This window comes from Novacetimonas sp. GS1 (assembly GCF_036686925.1).
Lineage (GTDB): Bacteria > Pseudomonadota > Alphaproteobacteria > Acetobacterales > Acetobacteraceae > Novacetimonas > Novacetimonas hansenii.
Genome location: NZ_VSZP01000001.1, coordinates 2,290,678 through 2,316,128 on the forward strand (window position 1 = coordinate 2,290,678; position 25,451 = coordinate 2,316,128).

Genomic DNA, 25,451 nt, shown 5'->3' on the forward strand with positions numbered 1-25,451 from the left:
TTCATGGTTTCCGTATATTATCGGAATGATCTGTTCAGGCCGTTCGATTGGCGCAGCAGGGCAGCAGGCTATAGGCCACACCTGTTACGGGGGATAAGTTTCCAGACCGTTTCCGTTGCCGGACAGATGCCTTTCAAGCCACCGGGAACATCATGATTTTTCAAACGGGTCAACAAAAACTGCCCCTCATAATGCTGCCGGACCTCAGCTTCATCGACACTGAACGGCGGTCCGGCCCTACATGACTGCTCATAATGCAGGCAAATAAGTAATTCGGGGGCTGAGTTCGTGATGGCCACCAGGTGTTTGGCGTAACGCTGCCTCAGATGGGCAGGAAGGGCGATAAGTGCCGCACGGTCATAAACCCCATCCACATGACCAAGAAACTGGGGCGTCAGGTCAAAGAAATCGCCAACAAAAATACATAGATGTCCCGCTTCGTAACGCTTTAAAACACCCATTGGCGTGATGCAGGGAGAAAGGCCAAGTTCAGCAAACAACTGCTGGACTGCAATGTGGCTCAGTTCAATACCGCTGACGTGGTATCCCCTTGCCAGTAACCAATGGATATCAAGGCTCTTTCCACACAGGGGTACGAAAATGCGTGCCCCTGTCGGGAGGTGCAATTGCGAAAAATAACCGATAAGCAACATATTAGGTTGCGGTTCATGAAAACCGATTTCGTTACGTTGCCATTTCGCATGCCAGAAGGCATCATTTACTGATTTTTCTTCCATATGCGCAGTATATACGGCCCGGCCAAAACAGGCACAAGACGAAGAATAACGGCCGCATGCAGCGCAGGTCGCGGGCATCGCAAAGGCAAACAGGGGCAGGCACGTACCGGTTCGTCCCACGCTTCATAGGGAAAATATGGAAACTATATATTTCCATCGTTGTTATTCCTTCTACAAAATTCCGGCGTTAATGAAGGGGTCAGCAAAACAGCACACAGCATGCTTATGAGCGCATGAAGGAGCTGTTTTTCAGACAATTTTATGATGAAGCGGAGTTATATCATATGAACTACAGCTTTCTTTCACTCCCCGCCACCGCTCTCGCTTTCGCCCTGGTGACTGGCAATACGGCCTCTGCGCAGGTTGTAACCAGCGCCGCACAGGCACAGTCCGGCACCTATGATGTCGAACCCGGCCATACACAGGTTGGTTTTTCCGTGCTACATTTCGGGTTTACAAACTATCTTGGTATATTCTCCAATGTCTCGGGCACACTGATACTGGATCCCAAAAACCCGACCACGTCCAAACTATCTGTTACCATTCCTGTCGATTCCGTACAGACAACCAGCAGCAAGCTGAATGATGAACTCAAGGGAACGCAGTGGTTCGATGCCGCGAAGTTTCCCAATGCCACATTTGAATCCACATCCATCCATGTCACTGGCCGGAATGATGCACTCGTCACCGGCAACCTGACGCTGCATGGCGTCACGAAGCCCGAAACCCTCAAAGTGCATTTCATCGGTGCAGGTATAAATGCGCTGGACAAGAAATATACCACTGGGTTTGAAGCCACCGGCACCCTCAAACGCAGCGACTTCGGCGTGAAGATGTACGTGCCCTATGTGTCGGATGAGGTGCAGTTACGCATTAACGGTGCTTTTGAAAAGCAGGGCTGACATCATGTCGATGCCCGCACGCACAGCGAGCGGGACCACACGGTATTCCACAGTGGCGATTATCCTTCACTGGCTGATCGCGCTGGGAATACTGACGTTGATCGCAATGGGTCTGGTCATGGACCACCTCCACCTTGATCCGATACGTGTGTTCCAGCTCTATCAGTTACATAAATCCATTGGCATCAGCATGATGTTCCTGATCCTGCTTCGTATCGGGTGGAGACTGAGCCACAGGGCGCCCCACCTGCCGAACGAGATGCCACAGGGGGAAAAGACAGCCGCGCATCTGGCACATCTTGCCCTCTACAGTCTGCAGGTTCTCCTCCCCCTGAGTGGCTGGGCAATGGTATCGGTTTCGGTTCTGGGCATTCCTACAGTGCTGTTTGGAACAGTGCCATGGCCGGATCTTCCAATCTTTTCAACCCTACCTGACAAGGCACCTGTCGAAGCAATCTTGAAATTACTTCACCACTGGGCTTCATGGGGGTTACTTGCGCTGATCTTACTGCATGTCGCAGCCTCTTTCAGGCATCAGTTCGTACTGCATGATCATGTTCTTCGCCAGATGCTGCCGCCCTTTTACATGCTCTCCATAACACGCAAGAAGAGAGAAAACCCATGAAGGCTCCTCATATCTTTCTACCCGTTTCCGCTGCTGTTGGCCTCTTTTTCTCAACGCCAACCTTTGCTGCAGATTGGACGCTCGTATCAGGGAGCGGCACACTGGGGTTCTCCGGTACGCAGACCGGCAAGACATTTGAAGGTCATTTCGAGAAATATAACGGCACGATCTCGTTTGATCCAGCCTTCCCGGAAGCAGGCCATGCAAAGATCATCATCGATATGGCAAGTATCACAACCAGTGACAGCCAACGTGATGGCGCCCTACCCGGTCACGACTGGTTTGACGTCAAGGCGTTCCCAATGGCTATTTTCGAAGTGAAGGACTTCAAAGCCAAAGGTGGCAACGTTTATGACGCCGAAGGTACATTGACGATCAAGGGAGTGAGTAAACCCGTGACCCTTCCTCTTACCATCGACATCTCAGGCTCCGACGCGCATGCCAAAGGCCATCTCCAGCTTGTCCGCTCGGCATTCAATGTCGGCATTGGCCCGTGGAGTACAGGCCAGTGGGTTGCACTTGAAGTAGATGTGAATATCAATGTTACAGCGCATAGTGGCTGAATGCACACTCACTTGCGCTGATTGCCGCCATACAGCAGCAATAGATTCATGATATCCCTGTCCCACATACCGTGTCGCAGGACACCGGCAGCGCGCATTCCCTCCTGTTGCCAGGGTTATATTGAGGGCATTCCAGTTGGTATCAGTCCTCTACATCTGCTTCTGTCCGAACCTTGCCAGATCAGGCCCAGCCGCGCCACCATGCCCCGATGAGTTGGAGCCCTATAAGAAAGCGCCATCAGGTCGAATATTCCTCCAGTAAAATCAAACGCTTCCGCAGAATCGCCCTGCGATGCAAGAAAACGCTCCATGTATTTATGGCCATGATCTGGATAAACTCAATGCAGACAGGTGCCCAGTACTTTTAACATTCTACATCTGCACCGATCTCGATGAGGTAATCATCGAGAAGAAAGGGCTATTTTGCATATCCCAACCATCCGGTCTGTCCAAAACATTCCACCAGATAGTCAAGCAGGGCTGTCACTCGCACCGGTCTTAACGAACTGGACGGTGTGACAAGATACAGTGCAATGGCGGGTGCTTCCCAATCTGGCAATATCCGCTCAAACCTGTTGGAAGCCAGCCCCTCGCCCACCATGAATTCAGGGAACAGACCAAAGCCCAATCCAGCCGCAAGAGCAGGTAGGAAAGCCTCTGCATTATCCGCACGGAAACGGGGGGTTTGTGTCAGGACAAATTCATTCCCATTATTGACCTGCCGAAGCCGAACCTTTCCAGGTGCGGATGTATTGGTATAGACAAAACTTTTATGTGTCTCCAGATCACGAGGATGATCAGGACGCCCCACCCGCTCCAGATACTCGGGACTTGCAACCAGCAAAAGTCGAACTTCGCACAGCTTACGGGCCCGCAATGAAGAATCTGCAAGAGAGGCAATACGCAGTGCAACGTCGTATCCCTCGGCGACAAGGTCGACAAGTGCGTCACTGAAATCGACTGTAATATCAATGTCCGGATATTTCGCAAGAAACGCAGGCAAAACAGGTGAAAGATGCCCAATGCCAAATGTCATGGGCGCTGCAATCCTGATACGGCCCGATGGACGTTGTGTGCCTCCCCTGGCTTCTGTTTCCGCCGCCTCTGCTTCAGCCAAGATACGATTAGCGTGTCCCAGCAACATCCGTCCCATTTCCGTAAGGGAAATATGACGCGAATTGCGGTTGAAAAGTGCAACCCCAAGCGCCTGTTCCAGACGTCCTATAGCTTTGGAAATAGTGGGTTTTGAGAGCTGCACCTCCTCTGCAGCCCTGGCAAACGAGCCAAACTCAGCCACTTTTGCAAAAATGGCCCATGCTTCAAAATCAGGAAGGCGCATAATAAAATCTCTGGAAATGATTAATGTCAATAATTTCTATATCTTATTTTCATTATGCCTGTCGCCCTTTTGGGCATCAAAAATAGAAACGATGCCTTTCTTTGATTGCCATATACCGCCTGCCTGCCCATAGATAATCTGCCCTAGATAACTCACTCGATTGATCCGGGGAAAACAGATCATGATTGAAGTTCGTCCTTACGACAAACTCGGCCACGCCAGCCATGGGTGGCTGGATGCAAGGCATCATTTTTCTTTTGCCAATTATTATGATCCCACGCGCATGAACTGGGGCGCACTGCGGGTCTGGAATGATGATATCATAGCACCCGGCACAGGCTTTGGCATGCACCCGCATGAGAACATGGAAATCATCACCTATGTGCGCGAAGGAGCGATTACACATCAGGATAGCCTTGGTAACAAGGGTCGTACTGTAGCAGGCGATGTCCAGGTCATGTCCGCAGGTACAGGGATCAGGCACAGTGAACATAATCTGGAAGATGTGGCCACCCGCCTTTTCCAGATCTGGATTCTCCCGAACCGTGCCGGTCATGCACCATCCTGGGGCACACGCTCCTTTCCAAAAGACGACCGGGCAGGGAAATTCATCACTCTGGCATCAGGTTACCAGAACGACGGTGATGCCCTTCCCATTCATACCGAGGCGCGCGTACTGGGCGCAACGCTGACAAAAAACGAGACCATCGAATACCATCTTGGTATTGAAAGGCTTGGATACCTCGTTGTCGCTAAAGGCTGTGTGAAGATTGAGGGCAAAACCATTGGAGAGCGCGATGGCGCTGCAATCTCAGGCACTGATATTGTCAAGGTTAGCGCACTTGCAGACGCTGAAGTTATCCTTGTTGATACGGCGCCATAAATTCTGGAAATAGCGAAGGAGGAGATAATATCTCCTCCGATATTATATGACCAAAATATTATTGTGATGGCCTTTACGAAAGCATCCTAACTTTTTGAATGAGGCGAGGCCGCGAACTCAATAAAGTTCCGCAGATAATGAATTTCCTCATCGGTTTCCCGATGACCCAGGAATATATGTTTCGCAATACCCTTTTTACCAAGCCTTACAGGATAAAGTTTAAAGCGTGTAGTATATTCTTTTACAAGCCAGCGCGGAAGTGCAGCAACACCCCGTCCATGGGCCACCATGACAAGCATGATGTCTGTCGTTTCAATCTGCTTTTGTTGACGTGGGGCAATACCCGCAGGTTGTAGAAATTGCGTGTAGATATCAAGCCGTTCGGATGGCACGGGATAAGTAATCAATGTTTCATCCGCAAGCTGCTCCGGCGCTATAAACTTTGTATTCCGTAAAGGATGGTCAGGACCAACAGCCAGCACAAGTTCATAATCAAAAACCGGCGTAAATTTCAAGCCAGGTTTATAAAGAGGGTCAGGCGTAACCAGAATATCAATTTCATTGCTGAATAACGCGCCAATTCCTCCAAACTGGAACTTTTGACGTACATCCACATCCACTCTGGGCCATCTTTCCAGATAAGGTGATACAACCTTCAGAAGCCATTGATAGCAGGGATGGCATTCCATACCGATACGAAGCGTACCGCGTTCTCCATTACTGAACTGTTCAAGACGTTTTTCCGCCAGTTCAAATTGTGGGAGCAGGCGGTTTGCCAATGACAGCAGCCATTCACCTGCCTGAGTGAGTACAAGAGACCGCCCTTCCCGTCGCCAGATTTTTACATCAAGCTGGTTTTCGATCTTGCGAATAGCATGACTGAGCGCCGGTTGGGTCAAATTCAGACGCATTCCGGCTGCCGTTAACGAGCCCTCCCGTGCGACCTCCTGAATGATGGTCAGATGATGGCGCTCCAGAACACCCATGCTTCACTCCATAAATGCACATAATTCATATAATCATCAGAATATATCATTTTAATTCATTTATATAAACTTCTATCACGCGGTCTGAACATCTCTGCATGATTTTTATTAATGCATCCTCCTCCTACCAGAGCTCTGAACACGAAATCAACCAACTGCCTAAGGCGGATGGGCTGCGCATCATATGTCGCTTTTTTTATGATACGCACACGCAAAAGCTAACTTCCTAGCAAAAGAGAAAATTCACTATCATGCAATTCAGACATACGGATTTCCTGCATCCTCTTTTAAATAGATAAGCTATGCATGTGGTATCTGGCGCACGATGATCTGCGGGCTACTCTCTTGTCCTACAGTGTTATGTCTATGCGCATGTCATTGTCATCCATCTGGTCAACATCAGTACAACACGCAAGGATACATATGCCATTATATGCAGCGATTGGCCATTCCCGCTGATCGAGCCTGATAAACCCTATCATGAGTAGCAGCGGGGAATACGCCCATCAGTGTGCATATCCGTGTCACATGCTTCCTTGGCTCCATAAAGCCACACAAAGTGCTGCCCAGACATTCATGTGCACGATGCTTGTATATCTTTACCAAGAATATTTCGCATCATCACAATGACTATGAAACAATAATAGATAGATCGAAAACACTTTATCTACCACTCACACTTCCGAACATTCTAATATCATTCATATATAAAAACTTTCTCGTAAAACGAGATAGAACATATATCCGCATCGCTGCGCATCCTCACCGGAATACCAATCCACCTGCCTATCAGGCAGAAAGTTCTCTACGGACGATTTCTACGCCGGCCCCCAAAGCATTGAGCTTGCTTCGTGCCACGTCGCGCGACAAAGGGGCCATACCACAATTCGTGCAGGGATAAAGTTTGTCCACATCGACAAATTGAAGTGCCTGTCGCAGAAGATCAGCAACTTTTTCAGGTGTTTCAATGATATTTGATGCCACATCAATGGCACCGACCATCACCTTTTTCCCACGAACAAGTTCAATCAGATCCATTGGAACGCGGGAATTCTGACATTCCAGAGAAATCAGGTCGATACTGGATTTTTGCAATTTCGGAAAGATCTCCTCATATTGGCGCCATTCTTTCCCCAGAGCATTTTTCCAGTCAATATTCGCCTTTATGCCATAGCCATAGCAGATATGGACCGCAGTGTCACACTCAAGTCCTTCAATCGCTCTTTCTAATGTGGCAATACCCCAATCATTCACTTCATTAAAAAATACATTAAACGCAGGTTCATCAAACTGGATGATGTCCACCCCTGCCGCCACCAACTCTTTGGCTTCCTGATTCAGGATTTTAGCAAATTCCCACGCCAGCTTCTCACGACTTTTGTAATGCACATCATAAAGCGTATCAATCATGGTCATAGGCCCAGGTAATGCCCACTTAATGGGTTTGTGCGTCAAGGTACGCAAAAACCTCACATCCTCGACAAAAACAGGCTTTTCGCGTGTCACGGCACCTACAACAGACGGTACACTTGCTTCGTAACGATTGCGAATTTTTACCGTCTGACGATTTTCAAAATCTACACCACTAAGATGTTCAATAAACGTCGTGACAAAATGCTGACGAGTCTGTTCACCATCACTGACGATATCAATCCCTGCTCGATCCTGATCATCCAGCGCCAGACGCAGCGCATCCTGCTTCCCTTCGATCAGTTGGTTTCCCTGTAATTGCCAGGGTGACCAAAGTGTCTTGGGCTTGGCAAGCCAGGATGGCTTAGGCAGGCTACCAGCCGTTGAAGTGGGGAGAAGTATTTTCATAAAGAATAACCTTGTATTTCTGATTGATCCGGAAATGTCACTGATAGAGCCTTATGCAAGAAGATTTTGGTACGGTTTTATGAAATGCTCTTCAGTATATATCCCCTGTGCCGTTGCCAATTGGCTGCGCTCCTCACGGTCATAAATAATTCTGGTGATAGAATAATCCTGGTTCTTCAAACTTGGCTGATAGCAATCGGATGCTGCAGAATTGGCATTGTAAATTTCAGGACGATAAACCTTCTGAAAGGACTCCATCGTACTGATAGTAGCAATCAGCTCAAGCCCAGAGTAATCAGACAGCAAATCCCCACAAAAATAGAATGCCAACGGGGCCATACTGTTACGTGGCATAAAATATCGAACCTCCATACCCATTTTTCCGAAATATTGATCAGTCAGAGAAAATTCATGCTGCTGATATTCAAAACCTAGGATAGGATGATGATTTCCTGTTCTATGATACGTTCTATTAGTTGAGACACTAAGGCATATGACAGGAAGTTTTTTAAAATTTTCCTTATATAAATCTGAATTAATAAAACTTTTAAAAATATTCCCGTGTAAATCTCCGTAATTATTTGGGACACTAAACTCTGCTTTATCTTTATTATATTTTGGCAGAAAAACACTGAAATCATAATCTCGCACATACGAAGAAAAACTATTCCCTACCAGACCGTCTATCCGCTTGCTTTCCTTTTTATCGATGATTGTTGTATTTAGAACTTCAATCAACGGGAAACTAATTTTCTTATTAGAAGAATTTATATCCATACTGACAGAGACTATTTCAAGTTCAACTGAATAGCGATCCCTATCTAGGTTATCCCAATGTGCCAGATCATTGAAACGATTATTTATCATCAACAGAACATTACGCAGGTTTTCCTGACGGCACTCCCCTCTCGCCAGGTTTGCGAAATTGGTCGTAAGGCGCGTTCTATCGGATGGTTGATAGTTTTCATCAAAACAAATTCTATCAATACTGAACTTATAATTATTTTTCATTATTACACTCCCACTTTAGAGAAAAATAATATTTTTATACTATATTAAAAATTCCTAATTCTGCATGATGGTAACCTTCACTATAAATGCGATTAAGATTGGTTCATGCTATATGCCTTAATTATACCATAAATAAAAATGATTTTATTTCATGAAAACATAAATATTATTCATGAATTGTCGTGGAAACCGCCTTTCAACTAGAGAAAATTCAGTTTTTAAGGGGTATTTAAAAAGCTTTTTGAAAATTATCGTAGACTGATAAGATTCCCCACGAGGTGGCCCATGGCAGCAAAAAATCTGTCAATCTTCTCGCTACGGCCACGATCCATCGTCTTGCCAAAGCACAGCAGTTTTATTTTCGCTCATTGGGCATCTGTCAGTATGAAGCGATCCATATCAATCTTGGAACACCTTTAAACATCATAAAAGACTGTTTAAAAACAAAGTATTTATGAAAAAAGAAAAGTTTTTAGATGTCGACTTTTTTCAAAAAGGCGGAATATTCTGAATATTTTTAGAAAAATATTCGCCAAAATTTTTATAATTCCAGGAGGTTATTAAGGATAACTTTTCAAAAATTCTCTAAAAATCATAATACCCAGCAACCCCCAACTCCAAATTTTTCGAAGGACAGTTAACAGGTTAACCTTCTGACGCCGAAAGACCTATCTTCCCTATGTCGTCGGTCTGGCAACAAAGATAACCACCACAGAGTTAAACCTGCAGGCAGCCTCTCAGCTAACGACTGACTGCACAGGCCACGACCATACATTCGTGCTATATCAATCTTGGCCAAAGTATCATGAATGAATATTTTGTTATCAGAAATTATGCTGCACTGATGTGTGTACTGTGGCAGCATTAAACACTGCCTTCCAATGGAAATTCATCGAAATATCAACGTTTTTTATTCAAAAAATAAACTCGAACAACGAATAAAATACACACCACGCAGGTAATTGAGCTGAATATAAATATCGAAACAAACATGATTTTACATATCATATATTAATTTAATATATTTTTTATAATATCTATCCCTGAACCCTAAATATCTGACCGATACCAGCCGTCACTGCCATGGCGATGATACCCCAAAAAATAACCCGCATTGCCGGACGCCAGGGTTCGGCGCCACCTGCGCGGGCTCCCACAAATCCCAACACAGCCAAGCCCGTCAGCGATACGGCAGAAACTGTCCATGATACTACTGCAGCCGGTGACAGCAGGGCTGCCAACACAGGCAATATGGCACCAGATGAGAATGCACCAGCCGATGCGAAAGCCGCCTGTACCGGACGCGCTGCCGTTGCCTCGGAAATTCCAAGTTCATCGCGGGCATGGGCACCCAACGCATCATGTTTCATCAGTTGAAGAGCAACCTTGCGCGCCAGAAGGTCGTCCAAGCCGCGTTGTCTATATATACTGGCCAATTCACCAACCTCGGCATCCCAACTGGTACCAAGTTCGTTTTTTTCACGTGCAAGGTCGGCTTTCTCTGAATCTGCCTGCGAACTGACAGAGACATATTCCCCTGCGGCCATTGACATGGCCCCTGCAACCAGACTGGAAATTCCTGCCAACAGAATGCTGGCCTGTGTTGCATGCGCACTGGCAACGCCAATAATCAGGCTTGATGTTGACAAGATACCATCATTTGCCCCCAGAACAGCAGCCCGCAACCAGCCCAGCCGCGATGTCGCGTGGATTTCCTGGGGACGACGCGCAGTATTATTTTCCATATTCATCTGCTCTATCCTCTGTCATCAGCATTCTTTGAAGGACATGGTCCCGAAGAATGAAGTAATGAAAACACGCAGCCAGTGCGTGCCCCATCGCCAACGCCGTGATCAGCCAACCATTGCACTGATGCAGACGGTGCAGCAGATAAATCGTTGAAGCTGAAAATTTTTCGAATGGTGGCCTTATCTGCAGGATCAGGAAGCTCATGGGCTGTCCGTTTCCCCATCGCCACAAATACCCCAGGGCAATTTCCAGTATCACCAGCCCGTACAGACTGTATTCCACGCCACGCGCCATTACACAGTCCAACCAGCGGTCAGCCGCGCGGATATGGCGCCCCCACCCCATGCGCCAGATCATACGTATAGGAAACAGGACACTCAGCACCATGCCTGCTGTCAAGTGGAGTACGACCAGATGATGATGCAGCGGATTACGGAAAAGACCCCATATATTGGCACCCACGAACTGCAATATGATAATAAAAGCACAGACCCAATGAAACAGGATGGTCGGTTTATCATACCGCACGACAGCAAATGGGGTTTTCTGGTTCATCCCGACAACCTTATCTTGCAAACATGACGCGAACCTGAACGCGATCCCTTCACATATCATCAGGAATGGTCATGACCTCTGCATTGGGAAAACGTAAGGAAACCCGAAGCCCCCGTGCTGAACCGGCAAGGGGCGAGGACAACAGCAGGCTGGCATCCATCTGCCCGGCGATATTGCTGGCAATGGCCAGGCCAAGCCCGCTGCCATGGGCCACGGTACTGCCCCGCACGAATGGGCTGGTCAGTCGTGCCAGGGTATCCGGCGCAAGGGCGGTACAGTCATTGGCGATATCAATACTACCATCAGGGCCAACCACGACCACCACGGGTGCAGCGGGATTGCCATGCAGTAATGCGTTTTCAAGCAGGTTGCGTATCAGGATGCCTGTTGCGTCCATATCCCCGCGAACGAACACATGGCCAATGCCATTTGTCGTCAGGACAAGCCTCCGGCCATCGGACAGGTTATGTTCCAGATCGTCCACCAGTACATGCAGCACCGACAACAGGTCAAAACGGTCACGCCGAAAAGCAACACCGGCAGAAGCACGCGAAAACTGGAGTAATTTTTCTACTGTCCGTCCCAGATGGCGGGTACGGTCAACAATGATATCCACCCTTTTACCTGCTTCAGACCCAGCGGGCAGGACCCGTCCCATCATCTGCACCTGTGCCAGAAGGGCGGCAAGCGGATTGCGCAGTTCATGCGCGGCACTTGCGGCAAAAGCCCGTTCGGTAGACAGGGCCGTTTCCAGCCGTGCCAGCAATGTATTAACCGCACTTTGTATGGAAATCAGTTCGATCGGCAGATCAAGCGGTGGAATAGGTTGCAGATTGCCACTGCCGCGTGCACGCATTTCGTCATGCAACCGGTCCAGCGGGCGCATGGCGCGACGCACGATCAGGCGTACCAGCCACCAGATAACGGGCAGGAAAACCACCATCGGGACAATGGAAATCAGCATCGCCCGCCGCATGGCTTCCCGCCGATGAAACATTGGCTCCCCCACGATGACACGATATTGCCCAGTAATGGGAGCTGCCATGTAAACGCGGAAATGCGGCACATTGGCAAAGCCGGTTTGCCCCCCTCTGACAAAGGGGTCCTGCGGCGCATTTTGCGAACGCAGTACGACGTGACCGGATCCATCCATCACCTGATAGGCCAACGTACGCGGGCCAACTTCCGGCAGCCAGGCGATGGAAGAACCATTACTCAAATCATGCGACCGAGTGGCCACAGCCGCCTGAAGACGTTCGGCAACCTCCTGAAGCGAGTTGTCCAGCCGTTCAGTCACCTCATAGCGGGTGAACCCGCCTACAGCAGCACTCAGCAACAGCAGACCCAATATGACGACCAGCAGTACGCCGCTGACGATTCGTGTCGACAGGCTCCAACGTTTCATTGGTTGCCCTTTTCACCCAGGCAGTACCCCCGACCACGTATCGTACGAATGGTCGTATTGCCCACTTTGCGACGAAGGCGGCTTATGAACACTTCGACCGTGTTGCTCTCCACGTCCTGATCCAGTGCATACAGGACCGTATCAATCTGTTGGCGTGAATAGATCCGGCCGGGATTGCGCGATAGCAGTTCCATGATCGCCCACTCACGTGCGGTCAGATCCAGCACCCGCCCATCGCGCGATACAGAACGGCTTTCCCGATCAATTGCAATCTCGCCAATACGGCAATGCCCCCGTTGACGCGGGGCGGCATAACGCCGCGCCACGGCCACAATGCGGGCCACAAGTTCATTAAGGTCATAGGGTTTGACGATATAATCATCTGCACCTTCGGACAGGCCGGCAATGCGGTCACTGATCTGGTCTTCCGCAGTGGTGATCAGGATGGCGATATCGGATGACGTCCTGCGGATGTCACGCAGCAGGTCACGCCCGTTTCCATCCGGCAGGCCAAGGTCAAGCAGCATGAAATCATAATCTACGGTCGCAATCGCCGCGCGTGCGTCCTCCAATGTCATGAACCAGTCCACCGCATGCCCATCAAGCCGCACGCGCTCCTGCACCGCCGCCCCAAGATCATGTTCATCTTCGACGATAAGAATACGCATCAACCCTGAACCTTTTCCCGCATGACCCGTGCATAGAGCGATGGCAACACCAGAAGCGTAAGCACCGTAGATGTCACCAGCCCACCAATAACCACACTGGCCAATGGACGCTCGACCTCAGCCCCTGCGCTTTCGGAAAACGCCATGGGAAAAAAGCCAAGGCTTGCCACCAGCGCCGTCGCCATGACGGGACGGAAACGGGATTCCGCAGCCGCGAACGCCGCCTGTGCCACAGCCATCCCCTGCCCCCGCAGGGCCGCGATCTCACTGACCAGCACCACACCGTTAAGGATGGCCACACCAAACAGCGCAATAAAACCAATCCCGGCCGAAATGCTGAACGGCAGGCCGCGCAATGTCAGTGCCACAATACCGCCGGTTGCCGCCACCGGCAGGTTTACAAACACCAGCAATGCGGGCCGTACTGCACCGAAGGCCACCACCAGCAGTGCAAAAATCAGGCATAGTGCAATCGGCAACACGATTTCCAACCGCAGTACCGCCGATTGCAGGTTACGGAACTGCCCATCCCACTGCATCGTATAGCCTGCGGGCAGCTTCACATCCCGTGCCACGCGGGCCTGTGCTTCAGCCACGTAGGAGGCAAGATCCCGCCCACGCACGTTGGCCTGCACCACCATCCGCCGGCGCACCCGGTCGCGACTTATGCGCGGCGGTCCATCGACTTCATGCACATGCGCCACCTGGGAGAGCAGCACATTCCCCTGCCCGTCCATCCGCCGGACCTGCAGCGCGCCAATCGCCGATGCAGACCGGGCGGCATGGGGATCAAGGCGGACCTGTGTGCTGATGATGGCGTTATCGACGATCACCGGCCTTGCGCCAATGTGTCCCCCGATCGCCTCCACCGTATCCAGGATGTCCTGTACCGCCACATTACGGCTGGCAGCCTGTGTACGGTCGATATCAGCCACGATCAGCGGCACGGTGCCATCACCCGCCGCCGCCACGTCCGCCGCCCCCTTTACACCCGACATGGCGGCCACCACCCGATCACCCAGATCAGCCAGCGTGGCAAGATCATCGCCAAAGATCGACACAGCAATCTGGGTACGCACGCCTGACAGCAGATCATCCATACGCATCTGGACCGGCTGGCTCCATGAATAGAGCGCATCGGGCAGTTCACGCCGCAGGGCATCGTCCATCGCCGCCACAAGCCCCGCCTGCGTGCGGGCGGTTTTCCAGGTGGCAGGCGGGTTGAGAAAGATGAAGCTATCGGTTTCGTTCACGCCCATAGGATCGGTCGGGATGGCCGATGTGCCAGTATTGCTGACCACGGAGCGAACTTCGGGAAACCGACGCAGGATCTGCTCCTGCTTCGTGACCGACACCAACACGGTATCGAGCGAAGCCGAGGGAAGCCGCGTCGTCGTAACCGCCAGCGCACCTTCGTCAAGCTGGGGTATGAACTCCCCCCCCAATCGTGTGGCCAGCAATGCTGACATAACCAGGACCGCAATCGTGCCGCCAAACAGGATACGTGGATGCGTCTCCCCCCATGTCACCATATGGGTATAGGGCCGGCGGAGCCACGCAATCAGCCGTGTATCGCCCACAGGCCGCACGCCCCCCAGCGCAAGGGTGGCCAGCACGGGGATACAGACGAAGCAGTACGCCAACGATGCAAGCAGCGCCATGATGACCGTCTGTGCCATGGGACGGAACATATGTCCCTCAATCCCCTGCAATGTCAGGATGGGCAAGTAGACCATGATGATGACAAGTATGGCGAACCCGACCGGGCGCATGACCTGCTGCACGGACGAAACCACCAATGGGACGAATTGCGCCTCCGGCTCCTCCTCGCGCCGCGACAGGACATGTTCGATCACAACAAGTGAGCCATCGACGATCATGCCAAAATCAATGGCGCCAAGACTGAGCAGGTTGGCCGAGATGCCAAACTGCCGCATGCCAGCCATAGCGCAGACAAGCGCCACTGGAATGACCGAGGCAATGACCAGTGCCGCCTGCCAACTGCCGATCACCACCACCAGCACCCCCACCACCAGTACCGCCCCCATCAGCAGATTGTCGCGAACAGTGGCGATGGTCTGTCCCGTAAGGGTGGCGCGCGTGTAATAGGGGTCCAGCGTCACACCTGCGGGCAACGCCTGCCTGATACCCGGCAGGGCGCGCCCTATCGCGGCCAGGGTGGCATTGGAACTGGCCCCGCTTTCCATCATCACCACACCGATCACAATCTCCCCCTGCCCATCGCGTGTGACAGCACCCAGCCGGGTACGGGGGGCCGTGGTGATGCGTCCGAGATCACGTAACCGCACGACGGAACCATCGGCGTTGGTCCGCACGGCGATGTTGCCGAAATCCGCAAGACTGCCGACCAGCCCACGTCCGACCACGCTCTGCTGTTCGGCATGATGCGTGATCCACCCACCACCGGACGCCGCATTGGCGGCATCCACCGCGCGATAAACCTCGCCCAGCGACAGGTTGCCGCCAATCAACCGCGCAGGGTCCAATGTCACCTGATAGGTTTCTTCCGCCCCACCATTGACATTGACATCCACCACACCGGGAACAAGACGCATCTGCGGCACCACGGTCCAGTTCATGATGCGGTTGAGTTCCATAAGCGAACGCCCCGGACCACGGATCTGGAACTGCATGATCTCACCCATGCCGGTCGCCAGCGGTCCCATGCTGACGCTAATGCCTGGTACGGATATGTTCGCACGCGCCTGCTGTATGCGCTCGTTCACACGGGTGCGGTCAAGATTGATATCGGTTTCATCGGCGAACTGCACATACACCACCGATACCCCCCCGCGGGAGACTGAGCGCAGGTCGGTCATGCCGGGAATCCCGGTCATGCTGGCCTCCACGGGGAAGGTGATGAGTTTTTCCACTTCCTCCGTCGCAAGGCCGGGCGCCACGACCGAGACAAGCACCTGCTTTGGCGAAATGTCGGGCACGGCCTCCACCGGCAGGCCTGACACCGCCATGATGCCTGCCGCCAGCACCAGGCCCACCCCCCCCAGAACCAGCATACGTGCCTGTAACAGGGCCTCAAGGTATCTGCGCGCCATCAGTCCGCATCCATCCCGGCAAGACCGATGACCGACCGCAGGGCGAAACTGCCATGCCCCACGACAGTCTCCCCCGCCTTCAGGCCGGACCGCAGCACGGCCTGCGTTCCGTCATCCAGCGCGACATCGACCACGGCAGGTCGGTAATCGGTCTGGTCCATGCGCACGAACACGACGTTTTGCCCGTTAATCCGCTGAACCGCCTCTGATGGAACGATAATGCCCGTCACAGCGTCATGCTGTGCCAACGTGGCATCCAGCACCATACCGGGAACCAGCACGCCTGTAGGATTGGGTACATTGCTGATAACCCGGACCAGCCCCGTCAACGGGCTGGCCATACCATCGACCGTATCAATATGGGAGAGCAGAGGACGACCTGCCACCTGTGTTACCTGCTGCCCCCCGGGTGCGACCCTGACGGCCTGGTCAGGGGGGATGTCGGAGACAAGCCACACAATGGACAGATCCGCGACCGTGGCCACATCAATAGTGGGGTCCACATCGCCCGCCACGGATGTACCAATCGCCTGTACCATACCATCAACTGGGGAAATCAGGGTCGAGGTCTCGTCCTCCCCGCTCTGGCCGCCCTGCTCAGAAGAAGAATTGAACTCCTCCGCAAAACGATGGCCCAGTGTGCCAACATCCGCCTGACGGGCACGCAGGGTTGCATCCGCCTGCGCCAGCGTATCCTGCCTGCGGCGCAGTTCGGCCATGGATACGCTTTCACCCACCAGCGCCCTTGCGCGCTGCACAGCGCCTGCCGCATCGGCACGGGCCGCAATCGCAGCCGCAAGTGCCGCGCGCATCTGAACCGCCTGCAGGCGCGCGACATGCAAGGAGTGATCCTGATAACGCAGCAGCGCCTGCCCGTGATGCACAACGCTTCCCGGTTGCACAAGAATGGTCAGCACCTTGCCTGTTCCGGCGGGGTGAATATGCACAACCCGTGCCGTGTCGGGCATGACCCGGCTTATGACGGGTTGCGTGGCGGCAATCGTGCCGGACACGGCCAGGACGACGCTGATGCCTTCATTGGGCACGGCTGCGGCATCCAGTTTCACAACCGGTGGCAACGCCACCTGTTCAGCGTGCGCCGACATGCAGGACAGGCCCACAAACAGCAGGGCAGTCGGCAGATGCTTCATGGCATCACACCAGTTGCAATCAACATACGGATGGTGGCGACATGCCACTCTACCTCTGCCCTCTGACTGACCAGTCGGGTATTGGCGGCGGCCTGGCGGGCCTGAAGTGCGATGTCCAGGCCGCTTTCCCCCACGCGCCAGGCCCGTTCCTGCGCTGCCGCACGCTTTTCCATGTTTTCTGCGGCAAGCTGCGTTGCCCGCCGTGCCGTGGTGGCGGCAATCAGGCGTTCACGCACCCGCGTCATCTCCAGATGTATCATACGTCGCGCCTGTATTTCCTGACTGCTGGCCGTGGCCAGCCGGTTGCGGGCTTCGGACATGATGGGGGTATTACGGACCTCACTGGGCAGGGGGATACTGAAATTCAGTCCCACACGGTCATCCCACGGGCTGCCGTACTGCTTTTCATGGATCGCATCGACGCCGATTTCAGGGTTGGGCATGAACGAGCGACGCGCCAGCTTCATGTTGGCCTCTGCGGCCTCCACATTACGGTGTGCCACCTTGATACGGGGATCGTTATCTTCCATGTCACGTGGTGCGATGAAACGAGCATGCGCAACATCGTCCCCCCCATAACGACCCAGATCCGGCACCGCCGGATGGCCGAGCAACACCTCCAGAGAAGCGGCTGCATTCGCGGCCTCCTCCTGCGCCAGTGCCAGTTCATTACGGGCATTTTCCATAGCAGCCTGTGCCATCTGCCCATCGACAGAGGCCAGTTCGCCGCCATGTACTGCACGTGTGGCGCTGCCAGCCATGCGGGCCGTCGCATCGTACAATGTATGGGCGACATCCACCCGGGCACGCGCCATCAGAACCGCAGCACCAGCATCAAGCACGCGAATGGACAACGCCATATGTTCAACATTGAGCTGTTCGTCCAGAGATGCAGCTTCCGCGTTTGCGACCTTTTGCGTGGCACTTCCCTGGCCGGGCAACCATAGCGGCACAGACACACCACCCTGATAGGTTGTGTATCCTTCATTACTGCCCAGCATATGGTCATCCATATACTCACCCGAGAGGGTCGGGCCACCTGCAAACCATGACCCCGCCGCGTTGGCGCGGGCACGGGCGGAATGGTGGCCAACCTGCAATTCCGTACGGACAGGATCTATGGCCCAGGCCATGCTGACTGCTTCATGAAATGATGTGTCAGGTCCCGGCATCGCCATCACGGGATTGGCCCATATGACGGAAAAAACCGCGGCTATAAACAGCTTTGGACGCATTGGGCCTGTCAGTTCCCTTCCATCATGGAATAACAGGCCCACCACGTTCGATCCGTGCGGCAAAGTCGTTCCACAGGCGTGTCGTCGCCAGGTTGATATCTGCCTTCACTGAAAAAGGAGACTGGCTGCGCGAAAACACCGAAAGCGACATCCGTTCCCCGATGACGAAACGCCCCTGGGAAAACAGCATGACAGACAGCGATCCCTGCTGCCCCTGTCCCATGGGGCGCGTTACTGCGATCCTCATGTGAGGTGGCGGCGTGGCAATGCGATGAAACGCACGCAATTCCCCTTCACCTGATGGGCAGGTTACGCTGTCCAGCACCGCATCGCGCAGGACAGAATGTGGATAACCGCCATAGGCACCATCAACATGCAGGCGCACACCCTGTTCCACATTGCGGCATATATCGTCCGTATCCGCCGCCGTTTCGGCATGGGCGACACAACCACACATGCTGATCATCATCAGGACCGGCAGCCCGTAACGTACCATCCATTGCATGATTTATATGCCCAGCCTTCCGTGATACGATCTGTCCAGACCACCGAACCGGTGGCCATTGATCGTATAACAGACCAACATGACGCGAACCTGAACAGGCGCAAGACATGGCACGGCGTTATCGCACAAGAAGACAACCGCGCAACAATATTGAGGAAAATATAAATTCTTCAAAAAACAAATAATTTTTAAGTTTATTTTTTATTATATTTGAAAATAATAAATAATAAACGGCATGAAATTATTGAAAATTTAGCAAAAACGTCATATTGCGCAGGATGTTCTGTCTGTATAATAACGTCTTTGATTGCAATATTTTTGCATAAGAATATGAGAATCACTTGCAAGTATGCGAACTGACATCCTGCAAAATACCAGAAGTTTCCAGTCGTGGATATTTCCATTGGCTATGTCATGGCATGCTTGTCGCAGGTTTCTTCGCTTTCGCCCCCGATACCGGTTATACCCAAACTCCCCTTATGGATGGACAGACCATGCTTGGTCGATCTGTGCCGTTCCTGGCACAGATCGACCCGGCAACCGCACGTAATTCGTGGCAGGTCGATACACTCACCAACAGCCAGAATCGCGACATACCCTATGGTGGGGGCAGTAACCTGCTTGGGACCGTCGGGGGGCTGCGCCCATGGCTAGGCCGCTATGGCATAGCCTTGAACATTCAGGATACAAACGAGCTATGGGGTAATATTACGGGCGGGATTGCCAGCAGCAGTGGCAATGGCAGGGGATCGGACACCGGTCCGGCCTATATCGGCGTGACCATGCCAACACTGACGGCAGATCTGGAAAAACTGATGGGCCTGAAGGGGGGAACTTTCAACATAAGCGCCCTGCAGATTCGGGGACGCCCCATTACCCAGGACCGTCTGGCCGATTTCAATCCCATCAGCGGATTTGAAGCTGGTTGCTCCACCCGCCTGTTTGAGCTGTGGTACCAGCAATCCTTTCTACGGGGCGCGCTGGATATCAAGCTAGGTCAGCAGGATCTCGACACGGAATTCCTGATCAGTGATTACGCAGCCCTTTATCTGAATGCCAATTTCGGCTGGCCGATGGGACCATCGGTCAACCTTTACGGTGGTGGTCCTTCATGGCCCCTCGCCTCACCTGCGATCCGTCTGCGCTATCGACCCAAAGGGAACTATACGGTCATGTTTGCGGCAGCAGATGACAATCCGTCAGAAACTGACAACAATCCATCGAACAGTTCATCTCCGCGCCCGAACGCAAATCAGAGCATCGCCATAAGCCAGACAATGAATGATAACAGCGGTACCCGGTTTAATATGGGGACCGGCGCCTTGCTGATAACTGAACTTCAATATGCCCTGAATCCACAATCTGGTGACCGCGGACTGACCAGCAGGCAGTCCGGCTTGCCCGGCATCTATAAGCTTGGTGGCTATTACGACACAGGACGATTTCCAGATTACCGTTACAACACGCAGGGGCAATCTCTTGGCACAGATGGTGGCACACCGCGACAGGATCGGGGGAACTGGCTGATTTACGGAATAATAGATCAGTTGATCTGGCGCCCTGCCCCTGATGCATCACGCTCGTTGGGTATATTTGTACGGGCGACGGGAAATCGTGGCGATCGCAATGCCATAAGCTTCGCCATTGATGCAGGCCTGAATCTGAAGGCCCCCTTTCCCAACAGGGTCAATGACACCTTGGGGTTCGGTTGGGGGATGGGCCGGGCGACATCGGGATTACGCGCCTATGACCGCATGCGCGGCGCAATGGTGCAAGGGAATGAAAACCATTTTGAACTGACCTATCAGGCTCAGGTCATGCCATGGATGGTTGTGCAACCTGATTTTCAGTATGTCCTGCACCCCATGGGCGGTGCGGGCGACCCATCCCATCCAGCACGCGCCATCGGAAACGAAGCCGTTTTCGGCCTGCATACAAACGTTAACTTCTAACTGGATAAGATCAAACGTGATGATGCATGCACACGAACCGGGTTTTCCTGGTACATGTCACGCAGGACAGCAACAGGAAATGCCTGCATTTTCCGTTGCTTCAGAATGTTACACTGCTGTGTAGCCCGAAAATAGCTGCGTCATGCACACGCAGGCCCTTACTATCGAGAATACCGCCACTGGGTGACACGATACCCTGAATATCAGGCTGAAGCATGAACCATGGCGTAACCTCGATTTGATAGGTCAGTTCCAGATGATATTCGGTTCCCTGTGCGGGTTGGCCGGAACGCCGGTCAGCCCGTGCCAGATCGGGGCTAGCCGCGCCCAGGCCGGCTCCAAGCCCCACGACATCGCCTTCACGTTGAAACGGTCCCTTCAGAACCATTCCCCCATCAACCGCATAAACAATCTGGTTGCGGTCCGTATCCGCAGTCCAGTTCCCACGGATGAAAGCATCGAGTTCCGTCACTCTGCCCAAATGCTGCAGGGTCTGATCGCCAAGGGCATAAATGGCCCAGTTTGTTTTATGGCTTTTTGTAAAATCAGCCTGATCTGGAAATCGACCGGTATCAAAATAACCACCAATTTTATATGTGCCTGCCCGCCCCGATATGTCCCGCCGGTATTGCATCTCCCCAAAGAAAAGCGCACCTGTATCGAAATTAAATCGTGTCCCGCCGGGATCGCGGTTCTGATTCCATGGGTCCCTTACATTAATGAAAGGGGCACCAATGGGATTATCATCAGCAGCCGCAACCAAAAAATTCCATCGTGGAGACAGGGTATAGCGCAGCCGTATCGCCGGCGTCGTCACGGGTGATACAGGCCCCTGATCATACAGGTCATTATCGGGCATGATGGGCCAGGAAAAGGAAGCATTCAGGAAATTCAGTCCAACGCCGCTGACCATGAAATCATGCCCAAGGTCCAGCTTGCCAATACGGAATGCCAGTCGTTCCCCCATGAATTTCTGGCTGTACCATAATTCATATAATCGACCGTTATCATCAGCTTCGATATTCGAGGTCTGGTTGAAAACATACAAAGGGACATTACTGAATGGTCGTCCACGAATCTCCATGGCACTGATATCGAACGTTCCCAACGGCAGACCTGTCAACAGATGCAGATCCGTCACCATTTCAATGGCCGTGGAGCCAATATAGTTATTTGATGCCTGCGCGCCCCCCACAGGATCAGACCATAATTCGTTCGTATCGGATATGCGGATATCAACCCCCTGCCTGAGCAGCCAGTTCCGCAATCCACCCCAGTCACCCGAAAGATGGGCATGCGGGTCAATATGATCAGGGATATTCTGTTGCGGCGTAACACCTGCGCTTAATACGCTGATGGGAACCGTTTGTGCATATGCGGTGGAAGTCATCATCGCGAGAGTCATTATATATGGCAATAAACGAAAGAGCCTGATTTTCCATATATACGACAATTTATTTATGCACACTCAGATATAAATATAATATATTTCACAATATTCATTATTTTATAAATGTCACTCCCTGAAATATCAACCCTGGCCGTCCTGAACTACAGCAACCCAAAGGGAGCATTTGCAAAAAATATGTTATTTCAACCACTTAATTTTCTATAATATATTCTCTCCCCATCATTATCAGTCAATATTCTCTTTATGAAAAAGCCCCAATATGCCAAGCGCAATCTTGTTCTCCATGGCAGCCCCATATATTATATATGAAATTCAATTCGTTCTCATGCTCAATCTTTATGCCCTGATATCCTGTTATCCGGCATCATACCCAACCATGACATAGGCCGCTTCATCAACACCTGCCTTAATTCTTGAAATATTGATGACAATACGCATTCCACCCGGCTGAATACCCATGATGCATTGCTTTTTAACCTAATCACACAGTGAAGTCATCAAATGAACTCTCGTAATCAGGAATCCCCAGTACATGTCCTGCTTGTGGAGGATGACCAAAATACGACCCGTTACGTCAGCGAAGGGCTGTTGCCTGAAAATATCGTCGTTCATACAGCGTCAGATGGACATGAAGGACTGCGCCTGGCGCAGCAATGCCGATGGGATGTTATTCTTCTGGACAGGATGCTGCCGGGAATGGATGGCCTGTCCATCCTGACCCGTTTGCGCGGGGATGGCATGGCAACGCCGATTATTTTTCTTACAACCATGGATAGTGTTCCCAGCCGCGTCGGCGGTCTGCGGCAGGGAGCGGATGATTATATGGTCAAGCCATTCGCCGTGCGGGAACTTGCAGCACGCATTCAGGTACTTCTGCGGCGTAGCAGACTGACCCATCATGCGCTGCTTATCCGTATAGCAGATATCGAACTGGATCTGCTTGCGCGTTCCGTTACACGAAATGGCAGGAAAGTTCTGCTACAGCCGCAGGAAATGAACCTTCTGGAATTTTTTATGCGCAATCCACGCACTGTTCTTTCGCGTCAGACGCTGCTGAAATACGTATGGAACATGGATTTTCCCGTCCGCACCAACATCGTGGAAACCCACCTTAGTCGCCTGCGCGAAAAACTGGGGCGGAATGCGGCGCCCGTCATCCACACAGTAAAAGGCCGTGGCTATATCATGACACCGCCTGAGGATGCACTTTAACAGGATGCCTAGATTTGGTATTATAGAGATACGCCGCATCATCGCCAGCGCCTCATTTCGTATCGTGACACTATTTGCCTGCCTTTTCATATTGGGCGGCACGATCATGACAGTTATGTCCGGCCTTTACAGTCAGGCTGCCCTGCTTCAGGAAATACGACAGCAGGTACAAAACGAAGGACATGAAACATTTGCAGATGCCCTGATTGCCGATGTTCCCCACCTTCTCCCGGTTGTAAGGGGGGTGGTGCAACATGAACCCGGTTTTCATTATCTGCTTCAGGGGCCAGGACAGAACATTGTCGCTGGCAATATGCTGCACCTGCGCCCCGTTCCTGGCGAACGCTGGCTGTCATGGGCCCATCGACTTCCCATGGAAACGAATCAGAATATTGTTTATGGGGTTGGTTACATCCTCAACGATGGTGGGTATTACTTCGTTGGTATAGATGCATCCTCCCTGACGCATCTGCAACATGACTTATGGACAACGCTCCTGTGGGAGATTGCAGGATTCGGCCTGATCGGGATTGCGGGTGGACTTTTTCTTAGCAGTATAATCCTGAAATGGATCGAAACCACAAGCATGGCTGCACGCAGCATCATGCAGGGTGATATGTCACGCCGCATTCCGCTGCGGGGAACGCATGATGAACTGGATCACCTTTCGGAAAGCCTCAATGCGATGCTTGATCGAAATGAAGCACTGATTGTTAGCCTGCAACAGGTATCCAATGATATTGCTCATGATATGCGTCGCCCTTTGTCACGTATGCGTCAGAATCTGGAATGCGCCATTTTGGAACATGTTCCCGCCGATACAATGCGTGAGCAGGTCGGGTTTGCAATCGATGACCTGGATGCCGCACTGGAAATATTTTCTTCATTGCTAAAACTGGCTCAGCTTGAATCGGGCGCATGGAATGATGAACTGGAATTGCTTGATCCAGACCAATTACTGGAATCAGTTCTTGATCCCTATTGTCCAGTTATGGAAGATCGTGGTCAGGAATTGATTACCAAAGTCATGGATGCCTGCCCAACCATCATGGGCCATCCCGTTCTCCTGCGGCAGGCTTTTTCCAATCTGATTGAAAATGCCATGCGCCATACACCAGAAAAAACCATGATAACAGCCAGCATCCAGACACTGGATAACAGGATCTGCGTGGAAATCGCGGATAACGGCCCTGGCATTCCACTGGGGGCCATGCACCAGGTGTTCGACCGCTTTGTCCGCTTGGATACAAGCCGCACACATGACGGCAATGGCCTTGGGCTGAGCATGGTAAAAGCCATCATTCAGCTTCACAAAGGCACCATCACCCTGTCCGACAATAATCCTGGCCTGAGATGTATTGTCATGCTTCCTGTAGATATACGTAAATAAAAAATATACCCCAACATTCAGAACAAAATGTATTAAAAATTACCAATTTATAAAATACAATGAAAATATGTTCTTTTATTATGAAATATATCGCGTTTCAGTCCATTCAATGCCAACGATCAGGATACGGTGATAAAAAATACGACATACCGCACCTGATGAATGGATTATTTCATGTGCCAGAACCGAAACAAAATCCTGTCAGAGAAATCATAATCCACGAAAATTGTCCCATTTGATACATATTTTTTATCAATGGGCATCAATCCAGAACAGGTTA

21 protein-coding genes are annotated in these 25,451 nt (G+C 51.8%); 7 read left to right on the plus strand and 14 right to left on the minus strand.

Annotation, left to right across the window (positions count from 1 at the left end; genetic code table 11):
• Positions 1-68: 68 nt before the first annotated feature.
• Positions 69-737 carry a thiopurine S-methyltransferase gene (gene tmpT / locus FYB92_RS10165; RefSeq protein WP_040510756.1) on the minus strand — a complete coding sequence of 223 codons (669 nt, stop codon included), beginning with the start codon at positions 735-737 and terminating at the stop codon, positions 69-71.
• Between the two features lie 284 nt (positions 738-1,021).
• Between tmpT and FYB92_RS10170 the strand changes: the two genes are divergently transcribed.
• From FYB92_RS10170 to FYB92_RS10180, 3 genes are read left to right on the plus strand one after another with little or no spacing between them, the layout of a single operon-like run.
• Positions 1,022-1,639 (plus strand): YceI family protein, encoded by a 618-nt coding sequence (locus FYB92_RS10170; protein ID WP_040511895.1) that lies wholly within the window; start codon positions 1,022-1,024, stop codon positions 1,637-1,639.
• 4 nt (positions 1,640-1,643) lie between these two features.
• Positions 1,644-2,264, plus strand: a complete 621-nt coding sequence (locus FYB92_RS10175; RefSeq protein WP_003619624.1) for a cytochrome b — start codon at positions 1,644-1,646, stop codon at positions 2,262-2,264.
• The gene (locus FYB92_RS10180) at positions 2,261-2,827 is read left to right on the plus strand and encodes a YceI family protein (RefSeq protein WP_003619623.1); all 567 of its coding nucleotides are present in this window, start codon (positions 2,261-2,263) and stop codon (positions 2,825-2,827) included. Before FYB92_RS10175 ends, FYB92_RS10180 begins: the two co-directional genes overlap by 4 nt.
• Positions 2,828-3,245: 418 nt before the next feature.
• Here FYB92_RS10180 and FYB92_RS10185 read toward each other — a convergent pair whose 3' ends face one another.
• Complete coding sequence (locus FYB92_RS10185) at positions 3,246-4,166, minus strand: LysR family transcriptional regulator (RefSeq protein WP_075632444.1); 921 nt, start codon at positions 4,164-4,166, stop codon at positions 3,246-3,248.
• A gap of 181 nt (positions 4,167-4,347) precedes the next feature.
• Between FYB92_RS10185 and FYB92_RS10190 the strand changes: the two genes are divergently transcribed.
• The gene (locus FYB92_RS10190) at positions 4,348-5,049 is read left to right on the plus strand and encodes a pirin family protein (RefSeq protein ID WP_003619620.1); all 702 of its coding nucleotides are present in this window, start codon (positions 4,348-4,350) and stop codon (positions 5,047-5,049) included.
• An 86-nt stretch (positions 5,050-5,135) separates the two neighbouring features.
• Here FYB92_RS10190 and FYB92_RS10195 read toward each other — a convergent pair whose 3' ends face one another.
• From FYB92_RS10195 to FYB92_RS10245, 11 genes are all read right to left on the minus strand, one after another.
• The gene (locus tag FYB92_RS10195) at positions 5,136-6,035 is read right to left on the minus strand and encodes a LysR family transcriptional regulator (RefSeq protein WP_075632443.1); all 900 of its coding nucleotides are present in this window, start codon (positions 6,033-6,035) and stop codon (positions 5,136-5,138) included.
• 789 nt (positions 6,036-6,824) lie between these two features.
• Entirely contained in the window at positions 6,825-7,853 is a 1,029-nt protein-coding gene (locus FYB92_RS10200) for a methionine synthase (RefSeq protein WP_075632442.1), read from the minus strand.
• A 51-nt stretch (positions 7,854-7,904) separates the two neighbouring features.
• The gene (locus FYB92_RS10205; protein ID WP_332828588.1) at positions 7,905-8,864 is read right to left on the minus strand and encodes a DUF1852 domain-containing protein; all 960 of its coding nucleotides are present in this window, start codon (positions 8,862-8,864) and stop codon (positions 7,905-7,907) included.
• A 1,037-nt stretch (positions 8,865-9,901) separates the two neighbouring features.
• The gene (locus FYB92_RS10210; RefSeq protein WP_332829005.1) at positions 9,902-10,609 is read right to left on the minus strand and encodes a VIT family protein; all 708 of its coding nucleotides are present in this window, start codon (positions 10,607-10,609) and stop codon (positions 9,902-9,904) included.
• Positions 10,599-11,168 (minus strand): cytochrome b/b6 domain-containing protein, encoded by a 570-nt coding sequence (locus FYB92_RS10215; RefSeq protein WP_332828589.1) that lies wholly within the window; start codon positions 11,166-11,168, stop codon positions 10,599-10,601. The genes FYB92_RS10210 and FYB92_RS10215 overlap by 11 nt, the downstream gene beginning before the upstream one ends.
• A 49-nt stretch (positions 11,169-11,217) precedes the next feature.
• Positions 11,218-12,573: a HAMP domain-containing sensor histidine kinase gene (locus FYB92_RS10220; protein WP_281650042.1), complete on the minus strand. Its 1,356-nt coding sequence runs from the start codon at positions 12,571-12,573 to the stop codon at positions 11,218-11,220.
• On the minus strand, positions 12,570-13,241 hold the full coding sequence (locus FYB92_RS10225; protein WP_192264010.1) for a response regulator transcription factor: 672 nt from the start codon (positions 13,239-13,241) through the stop codon (positions 12,570-12,572). Before FYB92_RS10225 ends, FYB92_RS10220 begins: the two co-directional genes overlap by 4 nt.
• Positions 13,241-16,315, minus strand: coding sequence for a CusA/CzcA family heavy metal efflux RND transporter (locus FYB92_RS10230; protein ID WP_332828590.1), 3,075 nt, complete (start codon positions 16,313-16,315; stop codon positions 13,241-13,243). Before FYB92_RS10230 ends, FYB92_RS10225 begins: the two co-directional genes overlap by 1 nt.
• The gene (locus FYB92_RS10235; RefSeq protein WP_332828591.1) at positions 16,315-17,466 is read right to left on the minus strand and encodes an efflux RND transporter periplasmic adaptor subunit; all 1,152 of its coding nucleotides are present in this window, start codon (positions 17,464-17,466) and stop codon (positions 16,315-16,317) included. The genes FYB92_RS10230 and FYB92_RS10235 overlap by 1 nt, the downstream gene beginning before the upstream one ends.
• Positions 17,463-18,644, minus strand: coding sequence for a TolC family protein (locus FYB92_RS10240; RefSeq protein WP_247067728.1), 1,182 nt, complete (start codon positions 18,642-18,644; stop codon positions 17,463-17,465). The genes FYB92_RS10235 and FYB92_RS10240 overlap by 4 nt, the downstream gene beginning before the upstream one ends.
• 79 nt (positions 18,645-18,723) lie before the next feature.
• Positions 18,724-19,206 carry a hypothetical protein gene (locus tag FYB92_RS10245; RefSeq protein ID WP_040510751.1) on the minus strand — a complete coding sequence of 161 codons (483 nt, stop codon included), beginning with the start codon at positions 19,204-19,206 and terminating at the stop codon, positions 18,724-18,726.
• Positions 19,207-19,685: 479 nt separating this feature from the next.
• On the opposite strand from FYB92_RS10245, the gene FYB92_RS10250 reads away from it, so the two are divergent.
• On the plus strand, positions 19,686-21,158 hold the full coding sequence (locus tag FYB92_RS10250; protein ID WP_332829006.1) for a carbohydrate porin: 1,473 nt from the start codon (positions 19,686-19,688) through the stop codon (positions 21,156-21,158).
• A 100-nt stretch (positions 21,159-21,258) separates the two neighbouring features.
• Here the strand turns inward: FYB92_RS10250 and FYB92_RS10255 are convergent, their stop codons facing one another.
• Positions 21,259-22,611, minus strand: coding sequence for a carbohydrate porin (locus FYB92_RS10255; protein ID WP_332828592.1), 1,353 nt, complete (start codon positions 22,609-22,611; stop codon positions 21,259-21,261).
• 459 nt (positions 22,612-23,070) lie between these two features.
• Between FYB92_RS10255 and FYB92_RS10260 the strand changes: the two genes are divergently transcribed.
• Complete coding sequence (locus tag FYB92_RS10260; protein ID WP_247067880.1) at positions 23,071-23,781, plus strand: response regulator transcription factor; 711 nt, start codon at positions 23,071-23,073, stop codon at positions 23,779-23,781.
• A gap of 4 nt (positions 23,782-23,785) precedes the next feature.
• Positions 23,786-25,171 carry a HAMP domain-containing sensor histidine kinase gene (locus tag FYB92_RS10265; RefSeq protein WP_332828593.1) on the plus strand — a complete coding sequence of 462 codons (1,386 nt, stop codon included), beginning with the start codon at positions 23,786-23,788 and terminating at the stop codon, positions 25,169-25,171.
• Positions 25,172-25,451 lie beyond the last annotated feature (280 nt).